The sequence below is a fragment of the Pantoea sp. GbtcB22 genome (genome assembly GCF_019091025.1).
In the GTDB taxonomy this organism is placed as follows: domain Bacteria; phylum Pseudomonadota; class Gammaproteobacteria; order Enterobacterales; family Enterobacteriaceae; genus Pantoea; species Pantoea leporis.
The window spans coordinates 79,514-97,109 of sequence record NZ_JAGXKB010000008.1 but is presented as its reverse complement, the minus strand read 5'-3'; the positions used below and the strand labels follow the sequence as shown (position 1 = coordinate 97,109).

Sequence of the window (17,596 nt, the reverse complement as noted above, 5' to 3'; positions counted from 1 at the left end):
TGGTATGCCATCCGTTTCTCAATTAGTAACTCGATTTATTCAGCGCATTTACGCTCTTTTTAAAATGCGCGAGCCGATTATCCAGCGCATCGGTATACAGCATGGTATCCACACCGACGGCAACGAAATTAGCTCCCCAACGAATAGCGCGTTCCGCCATCTCCAGATTAACCGCCAGAAAACCGGCCGCTTTTCCTGCGCTGCGGATGCGTTTGATACTCTGCTCAATCACTTTCTGCACTTCAGGATGCCCGGCATTATCGGGATAGCCCAATGAGGCTGACAAATCAGCCGGACCAATAAAGATTCCGTCAACGCCCTCAACCTCCAGCAACGCATCGAGATTATCAATCGCCGTTTTGCTTTCGGCCTGAATCAGCAGGCATAACTCTTCATTGGCGCGCGCCATATAATTTTCCACGCGCCCCCAACGTGCCGCCCGCGCCACGCCTGCGCCGACGCCGCGCGTGCCGTAAGGCGGATAGCGCGTCGCCTTCACCAGCGCCTGTGCCTGCTCAGCGGTATCGATCATCGGCACCAGCAAGGTGCGCGCACCGATATCCAGCACCTGCTTGATCAGTGCGGTCTGGAATTCGATTGGCCGTATCACCGGCTGGCTGCGATAAGGCGCAACGGCCTGCAATTGATGATAGAGATCCTGTACGGTATTCGGGGCGTGTTCGCCATCTATCAATAACCAGTCGTAGCCGCTGGTGGCAGCAATTTCGGCCAGATACGACGATGTGCTGCTCAGCCACAAACCAATCTGCGTTTCGCCTTTCGCCAATCCGGCTTTGAAGGGATTATTTAACGGATCCTGCATAGCTGCTCCTTACTTAATGACTTGGCTGCTGAGAGTGTGGCAACTGACGCTCCACTTTCAGGCTGAGGATAATGAGTGAACCGATGGCGGCAATTAGCGCCAGCGCCAGCAATCCGGCAGCGCTGCTGTTAAAGTGCATTTCGGCATTTACGCGAATCAGCGGCGCCAGGAAGCCACCTACAGCACCAAACAAATTGACGAAGCCGATGCCCGCCGCCAGCGCAGTGCCAGAAAGCAGCTGCGTCGGCATGGTCCAGAACACCGGCTGCACGGCAATAAAACCCACCGCTGCGACGCTAAGCGCAATGATGGCCAACAGCGGCGAAACCAATCCGGACAAACCAATCCCGACGGCAGCAGCCAGCAAGGTGAACGCCGCGACCCGGCGACGCTCGCCGCTGCGGTCGGAATAGCGCGGAATCAGCCAGGTGCCAAACAGCGCGGCCACCCACGGAATCGCCGCCACCAGCGAGGCGAGGAAACCGACTTTGGTGCCCAACAACGCTGCGACCTGAGAAGGCAGGAAGAAAATCAGGCCATAAACCGCAATCTGAATGGTCATATAGATAATGGCGAGCTGCCAGACGCGACCATTGCGCAGCGCATCACGCAGATGTGAAGTCGGCTTCTGCTGCTCTTCGCTCTCCAGCTGACGTTGCAGCGCCCGCTTCTCCTCGGCGCTGAGAAAACGCGCTTTCGCCGGTGTGTCGTCGATATAGCTGAAAGTGAAAACGCCGGCTGCCACCGCCAGTAATCCTTCAATGATAAACATCCAGAACCAGCCGGGATGGCCTAGCACGCCGTGCATTTCCAGCAGTGCGCCAGAGAGCGGTGAACCCAGCGTCAACGCCAGCGGCGCGCCCATGTAGAACAGTCCCATGACGCTAGCGCGCTGCTGTTGCGGGAACCACAGCGAGGTCAGATAAATCATGCCCGGGAAGAAACCCGCCTCAGCGGCGCCGAGCAAGGTACGCACCAGCAGGAATTTGGCTTCGGTATCAGCAAATGCCATCGCCGCCGAAAGCAATCCCCACAGCAGCGTGGTGCCGCCAATCCAGCTGCGCGCGCCAAAGCGTCGCATCAGCAAATTGGCCGGCACGCCAAGCAGCGCGTACACCACAAAGAAGATCCCAGCCCCTAACGCGTAAGCTTCATTACTCAGGCCGGTATCGAGTTGATATGCCTCTTTGGCGAAACCAATGTTGGCGCGATCGAGAAACGCCAGCACGTAGAGCATCAACATGAAAGGAATAAGACGTGCGCGATTCTTTTTAACCGCGCTTAACACCAGATTATCCATGGTAAACCCTCACGCAGGGCTGCGACGCGTCGCCGCAGCCGCTGCGATTAGTGTTGATAAGGACGCTTCAGTCCATCGCGATTCAGCTCCACGCCGAAGCCCGGTTTATCCAGCACCGATTTGTGCATGCGACCGTTAACCGGCACCGGTTCGTTGATCAGCAGCGGATCAAACTGCGGGCGCAGCGTGCTGCAATCCGGGCTGGTCATCAGGAATTCACTGAATGGGCTGTTGGTGAAGGTGATCACCGCGTGATGCGAGTAAACCGAGGAGCCGTGCGGCACCACTAACTGGCCGCGTGATTTCGCCAGCGCCGCCACTTCCACCAGCGTGGTCAGGCCGCCGCACCAGCCGACATCGGGCTGCAAAATATCGATGCCGGTTTCAGCCAGCGTGCGGAATGATTGCAGCGTGCCGTGATGTTCGCCGCTGGTGATCAACATGCCCTGCGGCGCTTGCTGTTTCATCTGGGCGTATCCTTCGAACTGCTGCGGCGGCAAACACTCTTCCAGCCACTTGACGTTATAAGGTGCGCAGGCGTGGGCCAGCCTGGTGGCGAAATTGACGTCCTGGCTCATCCAGCAATCAAGCATCAGCCAGAAATCCGGGCCGCAACTTTCGCGATAGTGAGCGATGCGCGCCACCTCTTTACGGATGCCTTCATCGCCATCGTGCGGTCCCCACTGCACCGCCATTTTGCCGCCGATAAAGCCCATCTGCTGCGCCAGATCCGGACGTGCGCCGGTGGCGTAAAACTGCAGTTCATCGCGTACCGCGCCGCCCAGCAGTTTGTACACCGGCAGATCGGTGACTTTGCCGAACAAATCCCACAACGCCAAATCGACACATGAAATGGTGTTCATCACCAGGCCGCCCGATCCGGCGTAATACAGGGTGGCGTTCATCATCTGGTCGTGAATCAGTTTGATGTCGCTGACGCAGCGTCCTTCAAGGAAGCGGTTGAGATGCTTTTCCACGATGAAGCAGCCCATTTCGCCTCCGGTGGTAATGGCGAAACCGGTTTGACCGTTATCGGCTTCGACTTCGACAATTAGCGTGCCTAACACGTTGATGCCAAAGGATTGACGCGACTGCTCATACTGCTTGTATTTGCTCATGGGCGTGGCGACGTGGTCGTCAATCCAGTGATTGGCACCTTGATCGTGATAATCACCGCCAGCCGCTGCTTTATCCGCGGTAGCGCCACCGGCAAAGTAGGCGCGGACAGTTTTAATTTTAGGTAGGGACATGCTCTTCTCCTGGTTACGAGGCGTGTTTTTCCGCCGGGCTACGCCAGCCCAGCAGACGGGAAATATCGCGGGCGCAGGCAATCGCCTGGCCAGCAAGGTAATCGCGTTTGTCGTCGTCAATGTCGAGTCGGGTGCCCACCAGCGAAATGGCGGCGACGAGCTGCTGGCGGGCATTGAAAATCGGCGCGGCGACGCAGCGCACATCGGGATAATCTTCACCGTTATCAAAGCTCCAGCCCTGACGGCGAATGCGTGCCAGCTCGGTACGCAGCGCGTCGGCATTGCGCAGCGAGGTTGGCGTCACCGCCACAAAGCGCAGGCCGCTGATGATGCGTTCCTGCTCTTCAGGTTGCTGCCAGGCGAGCAGACACTTGCCAATGCCCGAGCGATACAGCGACAGGCTTTTGCCTTCGTGCGAGCGCACGCTGATGGTGGCGGCGGATTCGAGTTTGAGGATGTAACAGGCGTGACCACCCTCGAGGATGCCGAGGTGGCACAGCAGATTGGTCTGCTGCATTAAACGTGTCAGAGGTGGACGCGCAATATCGCGGATATCCATGCGCTGCAGTGCATGACCGGCAAACTCCACCAGCCGCGTCCACAGGCAATAGTTGTTGTTGCGATCGATAGTGATCAGACGCTGTTTTTTCAGTTCAGCGAACAGCAGGTAGGCGCTGCTTTTGGGAAGCGCCAGCGTTTCAATGATCTCGGCGGCGCTGCACGGTCCGTGCTGGGCAATAAAGTCGAGAATCGCAATGGCGCGCGTCAGCGCGGGGACAGGCGTAATTTCCAACATGCTGGACTCCAGTCTGATGATCTGGAGCGCAGTGTTGTAGTTTTACTTCGTGATAAGTGTGCGCCGCTTCAAATTACGCGGCGCTGAGCGCGTTTGCTGGCAGCGCGTGTGCGGGAATGTGAATCGCGCCGCGCTGAGAGTACAGCCGACTGTACTCCTGCCGCAGGAGCACAAGATCTAAGAGAAAATGTATTTGATCGCTGCAATGACCATCGTGGTGGTCATCACCATTAGCAAACGTTTGATCCAGCGCATATCGGTTTTTAAAGCAGAGACATCGGCTTTGATAACTTCAATGTCTTTTTCTATGCGATCAAGGCGAGCTTCGACTCTGGTCAGGCGAACATCGACTGCTTTAATCTCACTACTCAGTCGAACATCCAGATTAGTAAGCCGAACCTCCAGTTCTCGAATAGCAGCACTAAGCCGGTCATCCAGCTCTTTAATCGCACCACTCAGCCGCTTATCCAGTTCTTTAATCGCACCAGTAAGCCGAATATCCAGCTCTCTGATATCGCCGGTAAGTCTAACATCCAGTTCTTTAATGCTCCCTGTAATTCCTTCTCCGGCCTTCATTAAATCAGCACGAGATAACGCATTATCCTGCTGCATCTCAGTAAAGATCTCGACCATGGCTTCGGCCTGCTGGTCGCTGACGCCGGCCAACTGCAGTGCTTTAAAGGCTTTGTGTGTGTTCATCATCGCGAGTGTCATCCGTGAAGCTCCTGAGTTGATGTGAGGCGCGTGCCAACATCATGCTCAGCGAGCGATTGCTGCACCATGTGACTGTGTGTATTTTGCGCGGCGCTGCGAAAAATATCAATTAGTACAACAAGTAACGTGCAAGCGGATGCGGGGCGTCTCGCAAAATTGGCGTCAGATTCTGTCGCGAAACGTTTTGCAATATGGGAGCGGGAAGGTGTTGAGCGGCTTCTTGAAATGGCGGCGCAGCTTTTAATCCCTGCGCTGCCCGTTCAATAATTACTGAACCGGCTGGCCCGGTAGTAATTTCTCAGACATCAAACGGCGGCAGGAGAGATTTTCCTGCCGCGCCTGCTGCTGCTGTTCTGGCGACAAATCCTGCCAAACCGTTTGCAGATGCTCTGCCAAAGCTTGCTGGAAATGCACCTTTTGTAATGCGTAATCGGAATTACTGCCTTCAATAATCTGCTGCATATCTTGCGGAGCATTGCCGCGTCCATCATGCGTGAGCGTACAGAACATGGCGATGTAATAGCCTTTGTCCTCATCGCTGTAATGCGGCATCAGCCACCAAACGGCGGCACTGATGACGATCAGCAACGGCACAATAAATTTGAGTTTTAACATCAATAGGTTCATCCGCTGGAGAAAGGAAATGCGCCATCATAGCGACGTGAGTTAAAGCGCCTGCGCGCACGCCCAGGCCGAGCTCCACGCCCACTGGAAGTTGTAGCCGCCCAGCCAACCGGTAACGTCCACCACTTCGCCGATAAAGAACAAACCTGGCACATCGCGCGCTTCCATGGTTTTTGACGACAGTTGGGTGGTATCGACGCCGCCTAGCGTCACTTCGGCGGTGCGATAGCCTTCGGTGCCGTTTGGCTGCACGCGCCATTGATGTAGCGTGCTGACCAGTTCGCCCTGCTGCTTGCTGTTTAGCTGCTTCAGCGTGACGTCAGGAATCTGCTTTAGCTCCTGCAGCACTTCCACCAACCGTTTTGGCAGAATTTTCGCCAGGCTGTTTTTCAGGCTAAGATTGGGATGCGCCTCGCGCTGCACATGAATGAAATCATCCAGCGAAGTGGCAGGTGACAAATCAATGGTGACGAATTCACCCGGCTGCCAGTAGCTGGAGATTTGCAGCACGGCGGGCCCCGATAAGCCGCGATGGGTAAACAGCATCGCTTCTTTAAATAAGGTGCCGTCCTGCGCGGTGATGGTGGTGGGCAGCGCGACGCCCGACAGCGTGTTGAGCTGTTCCAGCAGCGGTTTATGCAGCGTGAACGGCACCAATGCCGCGCGCGTCGGGAACACTTTCAGGCCGAACTGTTCCGCCACTTTATAGCCAAACGGCGTGGCGCCGAGGCCTGGCATTGAGAGCCCGCCGCTGGCGATCACCAGTTTTTCTGCCTGCACCGATGTGCCGTTCAGCTGCAAGGTATAACCGTTATCGTCGCGCTCAACGCTCAGCACTTCACTGCGCAGGCGCAGCGTCACCTGCCCGGCATCACACTCTTTCAACAGCAGATCGACAATCTGCTGTGCGGAGTCATCGCAGAATAATTGCCCGAGCGTTTTCTCGTGATACCCAATGCCGTGGCGATTGACCAGATCGATGAAATCCCACTGGTTGTAGCGCGCCAGCGCCGATTTGCAGAAATGCGGATTGTGCGACAGATACGCCGCTGGTTCGGTGTGCATGTTGGTGAAGTTGCAGCGACCGCCGCCCGACATCAAAATCTTGCGACCGGCTTTTTTGCCGTTATCCAGCAGCAATACGCGGCGACCCAATTGCCCTGCCTGCGCCGCGCAGAACATGCCGGCTGCGCCTGCACCAACAATGATAACGTCAAACTTTTCCACTGCTTTTATCCGCCTTGCCCGAAAGGCGCTGATTGTAGGGATTTGCGGCTTTTAGCGCCAGCTTCAAAAAAATGCCGTAAATGTGTCATAATGTAACTTACTAATTTTAAGCTGTTTTCAGCTAAATCTATACGCTGCATTACAATTTTAAGACAATAAAGAGCTATATTTTTCTTTCATATCGCGCACGTTGTCGCAGATAATGCGCCGCGTTCATGTCCTCCCAAAATGGCGTAACGTTTATGCTACATCTGTTTGCTGGTCTCGACCTCAGTACCAGCCTGTTACTGATTCTTGCTCTGCTGTTTGTATTGTTTTACGAAGCAATCAACGGTTTTCACGACACTGCTAACGCGGTCGCGACTGTCATTTATACCCGTGCGATGCGGGCGCAACTGGCGGTTGTCATGGCGGGTGTTTTCAACTTCTTAGGTGTTTTGCTTGGTGGATTGAGCGTGGCGTATGCCATCGTTCACATGCTTCCGACCGATTTACTGTTGAATGTCGGTTCGGCCCACGGACTCGCCATGGTCTTCTCCATGCTGCTGGCCGCGATTATCTGGAACCTTGGCACCTGGTATTTGGGTTTGCCGGCGTCCAGTTCTCACACATTGATTGGCGCCATCATCGGTATTGGTCTCACCAACGCCCTGATGACCGGCACCTCGGTGGTTGACGCGCTCAACCTGCCGAAAGTCATCAATATCTTCATGTCCCTGATTCTTTCGCCGATTGTAGGTCTGGTGATTGCTGGCGGTCTGATCTTTATCCTGCGTCGCTACTGGAGCGGAACCACCAAGCGTTCACGCATCCACATGACGCCTGCTGACCGTGAAAAGATTGATGGCAAGAAAAAGCCCCCGTTCTGGACGCGCATTGCCCTGATCGTTTCCGCGATTGGCGTGAGCTACTCACACGGCGCTAACGATGGTCAGAAAGGCATTGGCCTGATTATGCTGGTGCTGATCGGCGTTGCGCCGGCTGGTTTTGTGGTGAACCTGAATGCGTCGGGTTATGACATCACCCGCACGCGCGATGCCGTAAACCATCTGGAGCAGTATTATCAGCAGCACAACGAATCACTGACGCACATGGTGCAGATGGCGCCGCCTGTGGTGCCAACGCCAGATGAATCGCTTGGCGGTCCGCAGGAGTTCCATTGCGACAGCAGCCGTGCGCTGCAGGCTATCGATCGTGCGCAGCTGCTGCTGAACAATCTGCAGAGCTACGATCAGCTGACGGTTGATCAACGCAGCCAGATGCGTCGCCTGCTGCTGTGCGTTTCCGATACCGTGGATAAAGTGGCTAAGCTGCCGGAAACCAGCGCGGACGATAAGCGCTTCCTCAACAAGCTGAAAAGCGATTTGCTGGGCACCGTTGAGTACGCACCGATCTGGATTATTGTGGCTGTGGCGCTGGCGCTCGGCATCGGCACCATGATTGGCTGGCGTCGTGTTGCCACCACCATTGGTGAGAAAATCGGTAAGAAAGGCATGACGTATGCGCAAGGGATGTCGGCGCAGGTGACGGCCGCGGTATCGATTGGCGTGGCCAGTTACACCGGTATGCCCGTTTCTACCACGCACATTCTGTCGTCGTCGGTGGCCGGTACTATGCTGGTCGATGGCGGTGGATTGCAGAGTCGCACCATCAAAAATATCGCTATGGCGTGGGTGTTCACCTTGCCGGTGTGTATTTTGCTGTCGGGTTCGCTCTACTGGATTGCACTGAAACTGATCTAAGCAAAGCGCAGAAATATTCGAGGGCGACGCGATGTCGCCCTTTTTTATTGCCCTTTTTTATTGCCCTTTTTATTGCCAGATCGCCATCGCAATCAAACTCACCACCACCAAAAAGCAGAGCCCGCTGGTCAGCACAAACTGTCCGCGCACGCGCTCACAGCGGCGAATGAACTCGTCGTCATGATGATCGTGATAGCGCTTCTCCCAGATATAGCGCACCAGCCGCACCTGCTTACTCGGCTGCCCGTGCGACGTGAAGAAACCCGCACCATCCACGTATTGATATAACAGCGGATCGCAACCGCGCAAAACGGCTAAAAGTGAGCGCAAAGAAGAGAAATAGCGCGCCATATTCACCAGACAAACCACACACAGAGCCCAAAAAAGCGCGATAGTGCTGATCATGTTCCCCTCCCGGCTGGAGCCGCAACGACGTCGAACGCAGCGGGGAATTGCTGTAGACGCCGCACGGGAAATAAACCAGCCATTGAATGATGTCGATTGCATTGTTGTTATGCGAACCTGAGTGCGCAACGCATATGGCAGTGGCACTTATTTTCAGTGTAGGAGATCTGTTGAATTTTTTTCCAGCGATGATTTTCGTTCAGGGCGAGTGAAAAAGCCGATAACGCTTGATCTTCCTCACAAGCGAACTTGCGCTTGCAGCATTTGTTAACAACTCTGGCTATACTCAGGACATAACAAAAACCGCCTGCAAGGCTGAAATAGTTGGTTGGTGGCGCTTCATCGCCGTCTCGCGCAAAGGAATCGCCGACCGTGAAAGCAGGAAGATTGCCCCGAATCTTGAGAAAGGAGTTTTATCATGGCTTATAAACACATCCTGATTGCAGTAGACCTTTCCCCGGAAAGCCAGTTGCTGGTTGATAAAGCCGTTTCGCTGGCCCGTCCTTATGATGCAAAAATCTCGCTGATCCACGTTGATGTGAACTATTCAGACCTCTACACCGGGCTGATTGATGTCAATCTGGGCGACATGCAGAAGCGTATTTCTGAAGAGACGCACACCGCGCTGAAAGAGCTGTCGATTAACGCCGGTTATCCGATCAGTGAAACCCTGAGCGGCAGCGGCGATCTTGGCCAGGTACTGGTTGATGCGATTAAGAAATATGATGTGGATTTGGTGGTGTGTGGTCACCATCAGGACTTCTGGAGCAAGCTGATGTCATCGGCTCGCCAGTTGATTAACACCGTGCATATCGACATGTTGATTGTGCCGCTGCGCGACGAGGACGAAGAATAAAAATCAGGCCGGGTTACCGGCCTGATTTTTGTAGCGGCGCAATGTATTGCGTATTGTTTGCGTTATTACCCCAGCGGCGGATAAATATCAAAACGATGGCTTTTGGTGACCACCGCATCCTGCGTCACCACGCCCGCTAACGGCGGCGCGTAATCCGGACGCTTCACCACAATGCGCTTCTTCGCCAGACGGCGCGCCGGTTCCAGCAACGCATCAGCATCATCATCCGCACCGACCAGCGACTGAAACACCCGCATCTCTTTCTTCACCATCGCGCTTTTCTGGCGATGCGGATACATCGGGTCGAGATAGACCACATCCGGCGCGGGCGTGACATCACACAGCGCTTGCTGGCTAACAGCGTGCAGCAACGTCAGCCGATCGCGCAGCCAGCCGCCAATCTCCGCATCCTGATAACCGCGACGCAAACCATCGTCCAGCAAGGCCGCCACCACCGGATGGCGCTCCAGCATGCGCACGCGACAGCCCAGCGCCGCCAGCACAAACGCATCGCGCCCCAAACCGGCCGTTGCATCAACCACGTCTGGCAGATAACCGCTTTTGATGCCGACCGCTTTTGCCACCGCTTCGCCGCGACCGCCGCCAAACTTACGCCGATGCGCCATCGCGCCCGAGACGAAATCCACGAAGATGCCGCCGAGTTTCGGCTCATCCAGTTTACGCAGCTCAAGATGCTCTGCGGTTAACACCAGCGCCATCGTCGCCTGTTCGTCCTGCTGCAAACCCCAGCGCTCGGCTAAATGTAATAAGGCGCCGTCTCCGGCGCCCGTTTCATCGATTAGACCAATTTTCACTAGCCGGTTTATCCCTGAATTCCGTAGTGTTCCAGCATCGCATCGAGCTGCGGTTCACGACCACGGAAGCGTTTGAACAGCTCCATTGGCTCTTCGGAACCGCCACGCGTCAGGATGTTGTCGAGGAACGACTGACCAGTCTGACGGTTGAAAATGCCCTCTTCTTCGAAGCGCGAATAGGCATCGGCAGCCAGCACGTCGGCCCACAGATAGCTGTAGTAACCGGCCGCATATCCGCCAGCAAAGACGTGGCTGAAGGCGTGCGGGAAACGGCCCCATTCCGGGCTTGGCACCACGGCAACCTGCTTCTTCACTTCACGCAGGGTTTCGAGGATGCGCGCACCTTGCGCGGGATCGAACTCGGTATGCAGACGGAAATCGAACAGGCCGAACTCCAACTGACGAAGGATAAACAACGCCGCCTGATAATTTTTCGCCGCCAGCATTTTATCCAGCAGTTCCTTCGGCAGCGGTTCGCCGGTTTCGTAGTGGCCGGAGATAAACGCCAGCGCTTCCGGCTCCCAGCACCAGTTTTCCATAAACTGGCTTGGCAGCTCGACGGCATCCCACGGCACACCGCTGATGCCAGATACGCCCGGCGTTTCGATGCGCGTCAGCATATGATGCAGACCGTGACCGAATTCATGGAACAGCGTGATCACTTCATCGTGCGTGAACAGCGCCGGTTTGCCCTGCAGCGGACGGTTAAAGTTGCAGGTGAGATAGGCCACCGGCTTCTGCAGACTGCCGTCGGCTTTACGCATTTGGCCGACGCAATCGTCCATCCACGCACCGCCACGCTTGTGTTCACGTGCGTAGAGATCGAGGTAGAAGCTGCCGCGCAGTTCACCGCTTTCGTCGAACAGGTCGAAGAAGCGCACGTCTGAATGGTAAACATCGACGTCTTTACGTTCTTTAGCGGTGATGCCGTAAATGCGTTTAACCACCTCGAACAGACCACTTACCGCGCGCGCTTCCGGGAAGTACGGACGCAGCTGCTCGTCGCTGATGGTGTAGAGATGCTGTTTCTGTTTCTCGCCGTAATACGTCAGATCCCACGGATTCATCTCGTCGACGCCGTACTCTTTCTTCGCGAAGGCGCGCAGCTGAGCCAGCTCTTTTTCACCCTGCGGACGGGCGCGTTTCGCCAGATCGGTCAGGAAGTCGATGACCTGCGCCGGATTTTCCGCCATTTTGGTTGCCAGCGATTTGTCGGCGTAAGAGTCGAAGCCCAGCAGCTGAGCCAGTTCATGACGCAGCGCCAGCTCTTCCGCCATCACCGGACCGTTGTCCCATTTGCCGGCATTCGGGCCCTGTTCGGAAGCACGCGTTGAATACGCGCGGTACAGCTCTTCACGCAGCGCAGCGTTGTCGCAGTAAGTCATCACCGGCAGATAGCTTGGGATATCCAGCGTCAGCAGCCAGCCTTGTTGCTCTTTGGCTTCGGCCTGCGCTTTGGCGGCGGCCAGCGCGCTTTCCGGCATACCCGCCAGCTCCGCTTCATCGGTCACCAGCTTGCTCCAGCCCATGGTGGCGTCGAGCACGTTGTTGCTGTAGGTCGAACCCAATTCAGAAAGACGTGCCGCGATTTCGCCGTAGCGCTTTTGCTTCTCTTTATCGAGGCCGATACCGGACAGCTCGAAATCACGCAGGCTGTTATCCACCGCTTTCTTCTGCGCGGTATCCAGCGCCGCGTAGCTATCGCCCTCTTTCAGGTTGCGATAGGCCTGATACAAACCTTCATTCTGGCCGACCCAGGTGCTGTATTCGGACAGTAGCGGCAGCGTTTGCTCGTAAGCTTCGCGCAGTTCCGGGCTGTTTTTCACCGAGTTCAAATGGCTGACCGGCGAGAACAGGCGACCTAAGCGATCGTCAACTTCAGCCAGCGGCTGCACCAGATTTTCCCAGGTGTAAGGCGCGCCTTGCGCCACAACGCGCTCCACCGCTGCGCGACAGTCGTTCAGCGCTTCGGTAACCGCAGGAACCATATGTTCAGGTTTGATAGCAGAAAACGGGGGCAGCGAAAAAGGCGTGAGTAACGGATTGGTCATAAGCGCAGTCCTTTCATGATGAAGTAGTGGCGCGAATGCTCGCGCGACGCATTTTACTAACATGCGGCTTGATGACAGGAAAATCAATGCCACTGAGCCTGGACTTATGAAGAAAAGCCCGCCAGAAGGCGGGCTGGAGGTTATTTAATCGCGAGTTGATAGTGAATCACATCGTAGGGCGCTACCCACGGCGGCAGCGGTTCGCGTTCGATGATATCTTTTGCCAGTGCCCAGCCTTCTACTGCGCCGCCGGCTCCCGTTAACGACATCCCTTCATACAACATGGGAGGCAGATTGTTATCAAACGGCACTTTGTCATCAGCAAAATCGTTAATCACTTTGCCGCCTAAGGTACTGACTTTCACGCTGACTTCCACTTGCTGGTCAGGAATAAGCTTAGCTTTGACTGTTTTTACGGCAAACCAACGCACACCATTTTGCGTCACTAACGCTTTGCGCTGTTCTAAATGTTTGTTGAGCTGGTCATAGCCCTTCTCAATCAGCGATCCCATCTTTTTATTGATCGTCTCCTGCATCGCAGCATATCGCCGTGACATCTCTTCACTGTTCATTACCGAAGTGCCAGTTTGTAACTGCGTGCTGAATCCCGCGATCAACTGATCAATGCTGATGGTGAGACCGGTATCTTTTACCATCTGTAGTTGAACGACCGCATTGCTGGCGATCGATTGCCCCAGCATATAGCCATCGCGCTCAGCATCGGTTTTGGGTTCTGCGGCTGCAACCACTGCTGCTGGCTGCTTTTTCGCAGCCTCCAGTTCAGCGGTGAGTTTCACTATGTTTTGCTGCTGCATCACTTTTACTTCATTCAGTGACGCGAGCTTTTTCTCACTCTCAGATTGTTGTTTTTGTAGTGCCTGCGACATTTTTTCACTTTCGGCCAGCTGAGTTTTTAGCGCATCCTGATCGCGCTTAGCAGCAGCCTGCGCTGCGGTAAGTTGCTTACGTAGCGCGGTTGCATCCGTCGTTTGCTGCTGTGCGGCTTTGAGCTCTTGAGTTAGCCGGATGATATTTAGTGTTTGCTGCTGTTTTTCTTCATCCAGCGCCGCCCGTTTGTTATCGCTGTTCGCCTGCTGTTCTTTCAGCGCTTTTTCATGCTGTTCATTCTTTAGTTGCAGTGCGGCTTTCTGTTTTTCAAGCTCGCTTATTTGCGCACGGAGCTGGTGAAGCTGCTCCGGCGTTTTCGATTTTACGGCAGGTTTCTCAGCTAATTTTGGCGCTACCGGTTTTAGCTGAGGTTTTGGCTTTTGCACTGGAACAGGAGGCAACGTGCGGGCTGCATCGCCAAACGCTTGCAATACATCATCTTCAGCGGCCGCGCAGGCCAGAGCAGGGAAGAACAATGCGATGATAATAAAGACAAACGGCAGATGACGCTGTGTCATCACAATCTCCTGTAACAGCCTTAAGAACACAAAAGGCTTCATCTCTATTAATAAAATAGAGATGAAGCCCATCCTCAGCACGAAATTTCGCGCTGCTACTTAGCGAATGCAGTTAAATCGTTATGGTTTAACCGGCCTGACGAATAATCAGCTGTGACAGACGTGTCTTAATACGGAAGCACAATTCACGAATCTGGAATTGATAACGCGGCATCACTAAGTCGTTAATATCCGCGCCAATGGAATCTTTAATTTGCAGATATTTATTGGTCTGGGCACCGATTTTCTGGAATTCGGCCTGATAGCTATCATATGACGCCTGGCTATACAGACGCATCGCGTCGAGCTCTTTACGGCACTGCTGAATGTTGCTGGAACGGTCGTCACTGAGTGAAGCCGTCGCGGGTTGCGCCAGCGCTGAAGCCACAAATGGCGTACCTTGCTGCTCTGGCGCGGTTTGCGCGGCGGATTGTTCGTCCGCAGTCGGCGGCGTTACTAAACTATGAACGGGTTGTTGTTTCGCGCAGCCAGTCAGTACCATCAGGCTTGCCACCGCGACACCAGTCATTTTTTTCATTATTGTCACCAGGAGTTGTTTGAGATGCTTTAAGCAAAAAATTATACGGTCTTCACCGGAAAGTTTCCTGCCAGAACCACCTGGCATTTCGCTCATGACCGCTTCGTTATCGGAAACTAACTTACTTAATCCGTAATGAAATTTCGAGTATCACGTCATTCCGTAGCAAATTTACCGGCAAGAAGTCTGATCGCACCGGGCTATAGCGGCGCATGGGCGCAAAACTTAAGCGGCAGCCAAAACGTCAGCAATTTTTATGCAGCGCGGCTATAATCGCGCCACACACGATGTTTTCACTCCCTTTGATGCAACCGCGGACCCCCTTTTTTTATGCTGAGTTATCGCCACAGTTTTCATGCCGGCAACCATGCCGACGTGCTGAAACACACCGTTGAAAGCCTGATCCTCACCGCTCTGATGGAGAAGGAAAAACCTTTCCTCTATCTGGATACCCACGCCGGTGCCGGACGTTACCTGCTGAGCGGAGAGCACGCCGAGCGTACCGGTGAATATCTGGAAGGCATTGGCCGCATCTGGCAGCAGCCGGATGTACCTGAGTTGCTCAAGCCGTATCTTTCGGCGGTGCGTAATCTCAATCCGCACGGCACCTTAAAGTACTATCCTGGTTCGCCGTTGATTGCCCGCTTCCTGCTGCGTGAAGAAGACAAAATGGAGCTGACCGAGCTGCACTCCAGCGATTACCCGCTGCTGCGCACCGAGTTCAGCAAAGATTCCCGTGCGCGCGTGGCGCGTGGTGATGGCTACCAACAGCTGAAAGCCAAGCTGCCGCCGCTGAGCCGTCGCGGCCTGATTCTGATCGATCCGCCATATGAGTTGAAAAGCGATTATCAGGATGTGGTGAAAGGCATTCAGGAAGGTCACAAGCGTTTCGCCACCGGCGTGTTTGCGCTGTGGTATCCGGTGGTGATGCGTCAGCAGATCAAACACATGGTTAAAGATCTGCAGGCCACCAATATCCGCAACATTCTGCAGATTGAACTGGCGGTGCGTCCAGACAGCGATCAGCGCGGCATGACGGCTTCCGGCATGATCGTGATTAACCCGCCGTGGAAGCTGAAAGCACAGATGGAAGAGCTGCTGCCGTGGCTGCATCAGAAGCTGGTGCCAGCCGGAACCGGTCACTTCAGCGTCACGCAGATCGTGCCAGAATAAATTCGCCTTACCGCGTCGCCAGCCTATTAGGACTATTATCATGTGGATCATTCTGGCTGGCGCGCTTGCTATGCTGTCGCCCGCCAAACGTTTTTCGGTACTGCTGCTCACGCTCGCCACCATTCTTGGGCTGTTCCAGGATGTGCTGGATTGGCCGGCGATGGTGCTGCTCGGCGCCATTGCCGTCATCGCCTGGATTCGCGTGGAAAATAACGCGCGCTGGATTCAGTGGGTGAGTGAAGTCGCGCTGGTTGCCATTGCCATCGGCCTGTTTGTACACTTTTTCCCGGGCTTCAAAAATCCGCCCCAGGTGGAAGATGTGCAGGCCGGGCCGCTCAGCCTGCCCTTTAGTTTCTCGTACAACTTCGATAAAGCGCTGATTCCGTTTGTGCTGCTCATCTGCTTGCCGCAGCTGTTCCGCACCCAATCCGCGCCGCCGCGACTTAAAATTTTGTGGCTGGCGCTGCTGGCGGCGATTCCGCTGCTGCTGTATGTCGCGGTGCAGTTAGGTGGCCTGGCCGTTGAACCCCACTGGCCGGAATGGTTGGGCAGTTTTATGCTGGCGAACCTGTTCTTCGTATCACTGGCAGAAGAAGCGTTCTTTCGTGGCTATCTGCAACAGCGTCTGCGCCAGCACATTGGTGCCGTGGCGGCCCTGTTGCTGACGTCGCTGCTGTTTGGTCTGGCGCACTTCCCCGGCGGGCCGCTGCTGATGATCTTCGCAACGCTCGCCGGATTGATTTACGGCCTGGCGTGGCAGTGGAGCGGACGCCTGTGGGTCGCCACCGGCATCCATTTCCTGTTCAACATGACGCATCTGCTGTTCTTCACCTATCCGGCGCTACAGCACTAAACCTCGAACACCGCGAAATCATGTGCCAGCTCGGTCGCCGCAAACACCGACTGGCACTCCGCCAGCAGTTTTTCCCGATCCTTAGACAAATAGCGCGAGCTGAAATGCGTGGCGATCATGCGCTTCGCCCCCGACTGTTTCGCCACCTCCGCAGCCTGAATGGTGGTTGAGTGGCCGCGTCCATTGGCTTTCTCCTGCAGCGCCGCCTCCAGCGTGGTTTCATGCACCATCACATCGGCATTCGCCGCCAGCTGGAGCGCCACGTCGGTGGGCGCGGTATCGCCAAATATCGCCAGCACTTTGCCTTTGGTTGCCGGGCCAAGATAATCCGCGCCGTTGATCTCGCGACCATCTTCCAGCTGGATGCGCTTACCCGCTTTCAAATCCTGATACCACGGCCCGCGCGGTACGCCTTCGGCTTTCAGGCGCGGCGCATCAAGGAAGCCCGCTTTATCGTGCTGCTCGATGCGATAGCCATAACACTCAATCACGTGATTCATCGGCCAGGCCGTCACGCGCACTTCGCCGTCATCCAGCACCAAACCGGCTTCGATCTCGATAATCTCCAGCGGATAAGAGGTGTACGAGCCACTCAAACTGAGCGCCGTCTCGATAAACTGGCGAATACCTTTCGGCCCGTAAATGGTCATCGGTTCGGAGATGCCGGCCATGGAGCGGCTGGTGAGCAAGCCCGGCAGCCCAAAGATGTGGTCGCCGTGCAGATGGGTGATAAAGATTTTCTCCAGCTTGCCCGGCTTCAGCGCAGAGCGCATGTATTGATGCTGCGTCGCCTCGCCGCAGTCAAACAGCCAGGTGTCGCCGCGTTTCGACAGCGTCAGCGCTATCGCCGTGACGTTACGTTGCAGGCTGGGCGCACCGCCGCCGGTGCCGAGGAATGTTAGTTGCATGCTATGCTTCCCTGTAATCGGACATAAAAATCAATGATATTACAATCATAGGTGCAATCTTTGCGTCAATAATCGT

17 protein-coding genes are annotated in these 17,596 nt (G+C 55.2%); 4 read left to right on the top strand and 13 right to left on the bottom strand.

What is annotated here, in order from left to right; translation table 11 throughout:
* Positions 1–22 precede the first annotated feature (22 nt).
* The 7 genes from yfaU to KVT28_RS20585 all read right to left on the bottom strand — a co-directional run bounded on the left by yfaU (position 23) and on the right by KVT28_RS20585 (position 6,734).
* Complete coding sequence (gene yfaU / locus KVT28_RS20615; RefSeq protein WP_101762716.1) at positions 23–823, bottom strand: 2-keto-3-deoxy-L-rhamnonate aldolase; 801 nt, start codon at positions 821–823, stop codon at positions 23–25.
* Between the two features lie 13 nt (positions 824–836).
* A complete protein-coding gene (locus tag KVT28_RS20610; RefSeq protein ID WP_101762717.1) occupies positions 837–2,123 on the bottom strand; it encodes an MFS transporter in 1,287 nt (428 codons plus the stop codon).
* A 47-nt stretch (positions 2,124–2,170) separates the two neighbouring features.
* The gene (rhmD, locus tag KVT28_RS20605) at positions 2,171–3,373 is read right to left on the bottom strand and encodes an L-rhamnonate dehydratase (RefSeq protein ID WP_217549878.1); all 1,203 of its coding nucleotides are present in this window, start codon (positions 3,371–3,373) and stop codon (positions 2,171–2,173) included.
* A gap of 13 nt (positions 3,374–3,386) precedes the next feature.
* A complete protein-coding gene (locus KVT28_RS20600) occupies positions 3,387–4,169 on the bottom strand; it encodes an IclR family transcriptional regulator (RefSeq protein ID WP_101762719.1) in 783 nt (260 codons plus the stop codon).
* Between the two features lie 177 nt (positions 4,170–4,346).
* Entirely contained in the window at positions 4,347–4,883 is a 537-nt protein-coding gene (locus tag KVT28_RS20595) for a DUF1640 domain-containing protein (protein WP_192414773.1), read from the bottom strand.
* 267 nt (positions 4,884–5,150) lie between these two features.
* Entirely contained in the window at positions 5,151–5,498 is a 348-nt protein-coding gene (locus KVT28_RS20590; RefSeq protein ID WP_217549876.1) for a hypothetical protein, read from the bottom strand.
* A 51-nt stretch (positions 5,499–5,549) separates the two neighbouring features.
* Positions 5,550–6,734 carry an NAD(P)/FAD-dependent oxidoreductase gene (locus KVT28_RS20585; protein ID WP_217549873.1) on the bottom strand — a complete coding sequence of 395 codons (1,185 nt, stop codon included), beginning with the start codon at positions 6,732–6,734 and terminating at the stop codon, positions 5,550–5,552.
* A gap of 242 nt (positions 6,735–6,976) precedes the next feature.
* On the opposite strand from KVT28_RS20585, the gene pitA reads away from it, so the two are divergent.
* A complete protein-coding gene (gene pitA, locus KVT28_RS20580) occupies positions 6,977–8,476 on the top strand; it encodes an inorganic phosphate transporter PitA (RefSeq protein ID WP_137386695.1) in 1,500 nt (499 codons plus the stop codon).
* 69 nt (positions 8,477–8,545) lie between these two features.
* Here pitA and uspB read toward each other — a convergent pair whose 3' ends face one another.
* On the bottom strand, positions 8,546–8,881 hold the full coding sequence (gene uspB, locus KVT28_RS20575) for a universal stress protein UspB (RefSeq protein ID WP_008108136.1): 336 nt from the start codon (positions 8,879–8,881) through the stop codon (positions 8,546–8,548).
* Between the two features lie 418 nt (positions 8,882–9,299).
* Here uspB and uspA point away from each other — a divergent pair, with 418 nt between their 5' ends.
* Positions 9,300–9,737 (top strand): universal stress protein UspA, encoded by a 438-nt coding sequence (uspA, locus tag KVT28_RS20570; RefSeq protein ID WP_007889892.1) that lies wholly within the window; start codon positions 9,300–9,302, stop codon positions 9,735–9,737.
* Positions 9,738–9,802: 65 nt separating this feature from the next.
* Here uspA and rsmJ read toward each other — a convergent pair whose 3' ends face one another.
* From rsmJ to KVT28_RS27850, 4 genes are all read right to left on the bottom strand, one after another.
* Positions 9,803–10,552, bottom strand: a complete 750-nt coding sequence (rsmJ, locus tag KVT28_RS20565) for a 16S rRNA (guanine(1516)-N(2))-methyltransferase RsmJ (RefSeq protein WP_210081396.1) — start codon at positions 10,550–10,552, stop codon at positions 9,803–9,805.
* 8 nt (positions 10,553–10,560) lie between these two features.
* Entirely contained in the window at positions 10,561–12,603 is a 2,043-nt protein-coding gene (gene prlC, locus KVT28_RS20560) for an oligopeptidase A (RefSeq protein WP_217549871.1), read from the bottom strand.
* Between the two features lie 140 nt (positions 12,604–12,743).
* A complete protein-coding gene (locus tag KVT28_RS20555; protein ID WP_217549869.1) occupies positions 12,744–14,009 on the bottom strand; it encodes a hypothetical protein in 1,266 nt (421 codons plus the stop codon).
* A 127-nt stretch (positions 14,010–14,136) separates the two neighbouring features.
* A complete protein-coding gene (locus KVT28_RS27850) occupies positions 14,137–14,586 on the bottom strand; it encodes a hypothetical protein (protein WP_254633598.1) in 450 nt (149 codons plus the stop codon).
* 330 nt (positions 14,587–14,916) lie between these two features.
* On the opposite strand from KVT28_RS27850, the gene KVT28_RS20545 reads away from it, so the two are divergent.
* Both KVT28_RS20545 and KVT28_RS20540 read left to right on the top strand, forming a co-directional pair.
* Entirely contained in the window at positions 14,917–15,759 is an 843-nt protein-coding gene (locus KVT28_RS20545) for a 23S rRNA (adenine(2030)-N(6))-methyltransferase RlmJ (RefSeq protein WP_101762727.1), read from the top strand.
* A gap of 40 nt (positions 15,760–15,799) precedes the next feature.
* Entirely contained in the window at positions 15,800–16,612 is an 813-nt protein-coding gene (locus tag KVT28_RS20540) for a CPBP family intramembrane glutamic endopeptidase (protein ID WP_217549867.1), read from the top strand.
* Here KVT28_RS20540 and rnz read toward each other — a convergent pair.
* On the bottom strand, positions 16,609–17,520 hold the full coding sequence (gene rnz / locus KVT28_RS20535) for a ribonuclease Z (RefSeq protein WP_217549865.1): 912 nt from the start codon (positions 17,518–17,520) through the stop codon (positions 16,609–16,611). The genes KVT28_RS20540 and rnz overlap by 4 nt on opposite strands.
* Positions 17,521–17,596 lie beyond the last annotated feature (76 nt).

Bases quoted from the DNA above. Each gene is read 5' to 3' on its own strand.
- yfaU (WP_101762716.1), bottom strand. From the start codon at position 823: ATGCAGGATCCGTTAAATAATCCCTTCAAAGCCGGATTGGCGAAAGGC.
- KVT28_RS20610 (WP_101762717.1), bottom strand. From the start codon at position 2,123: ATGGATAATCTGGTGTTAAGCGCGGTTAAAAAGAATCGCGCACGTCTT.
- rhmD (WP_217549878.1), bottom strand. From the start codon at position 3,373: ATGTCCCTACCTAAAATTAAAACTGTCCGCGCCTACTTTGCCGGTGGC.
- KVT28_RS20600 (WP_101762719.1), bottom strand. From the start codon at position 4,169: ATGTTGGAAATTACGCCTGTCCCCGCGCTGACGCGCGCCATTGCGATT.
- KVT28_RS20595 (WP_192414773.1), bottom strand. From the start codon at position 4,883: ATGACACTCGCGATGATGAACACACACAAAGCCTTTAAAGCACTGCAG.
- KVT28_RS20590 (WP_217549876.1), bottom strand. From the start codon at position 5,498: ATGTTAAAACTCAAATTTATTGTGCCGTTGCTGATCGTCATCAGTGCC.
- pitA (WP_137386695.1), top strand. From the start codon at position 6,977: ATGCTACATCTGTTTGCTGGTCTCGACCTCAGTACCAGCCTGTTACTG.
- uspB (WP_008108136.1), bottom strand. From the start codon at position 8,881: ATGATCAGCACTATCGCGCTTTTTTGGGCTCTGTGTGTGGTTTGTCTG.
- uspA (WP_007889892.1), top strand. From the start codon at position 9,300: ATGGCTTATAAACACATCCTGATTGCAGTAGACCTTTCCCCGGAAAGC.
- prlC (WP_217549871.1), bottom strand. From the start codon at position 12,603: ATGACCAATCCGTTACTCACGCCTTTTTCGCTGCCCCCGTTTTCTGCT.
- KVT28_RS20555 (WP_217549869.1), bottom strand. From the start codon at position 14,009: ATGACACAGCGTCATCTGCCGTTTGTCTTTATTATCATCGCATTGTTC.
- KVT28_RS27850 (WP_254633598.1), bottom strand. From the start codon at position 14,586: ATGAAAAAAATGACTGGTGTCGCGGTGGCAAGCCTGATGGTACTGACT.
- KVT28_RS20545 (WP_101762727.1), top strand. From the start codon at position 14,917: ATGCTGAGTTATCGCCACAGTTTTCATGCCGGCAACCATGCCGACGTG.
- KVT28_RS20540 (WP_217549867.1), top strand. From the start codon at position 15,800: ATGTGGATCATTCTGGCTGGCGCGCTTGCTATGCTGTCGCCCGCCAAA.
- rnz (WP_217549865.1), bottom strand. From the start codon at position 17,520: ATGCAACTAACATTCCTCGGCACCGGCGGCGGTGCGCCCAGCCTGCAA.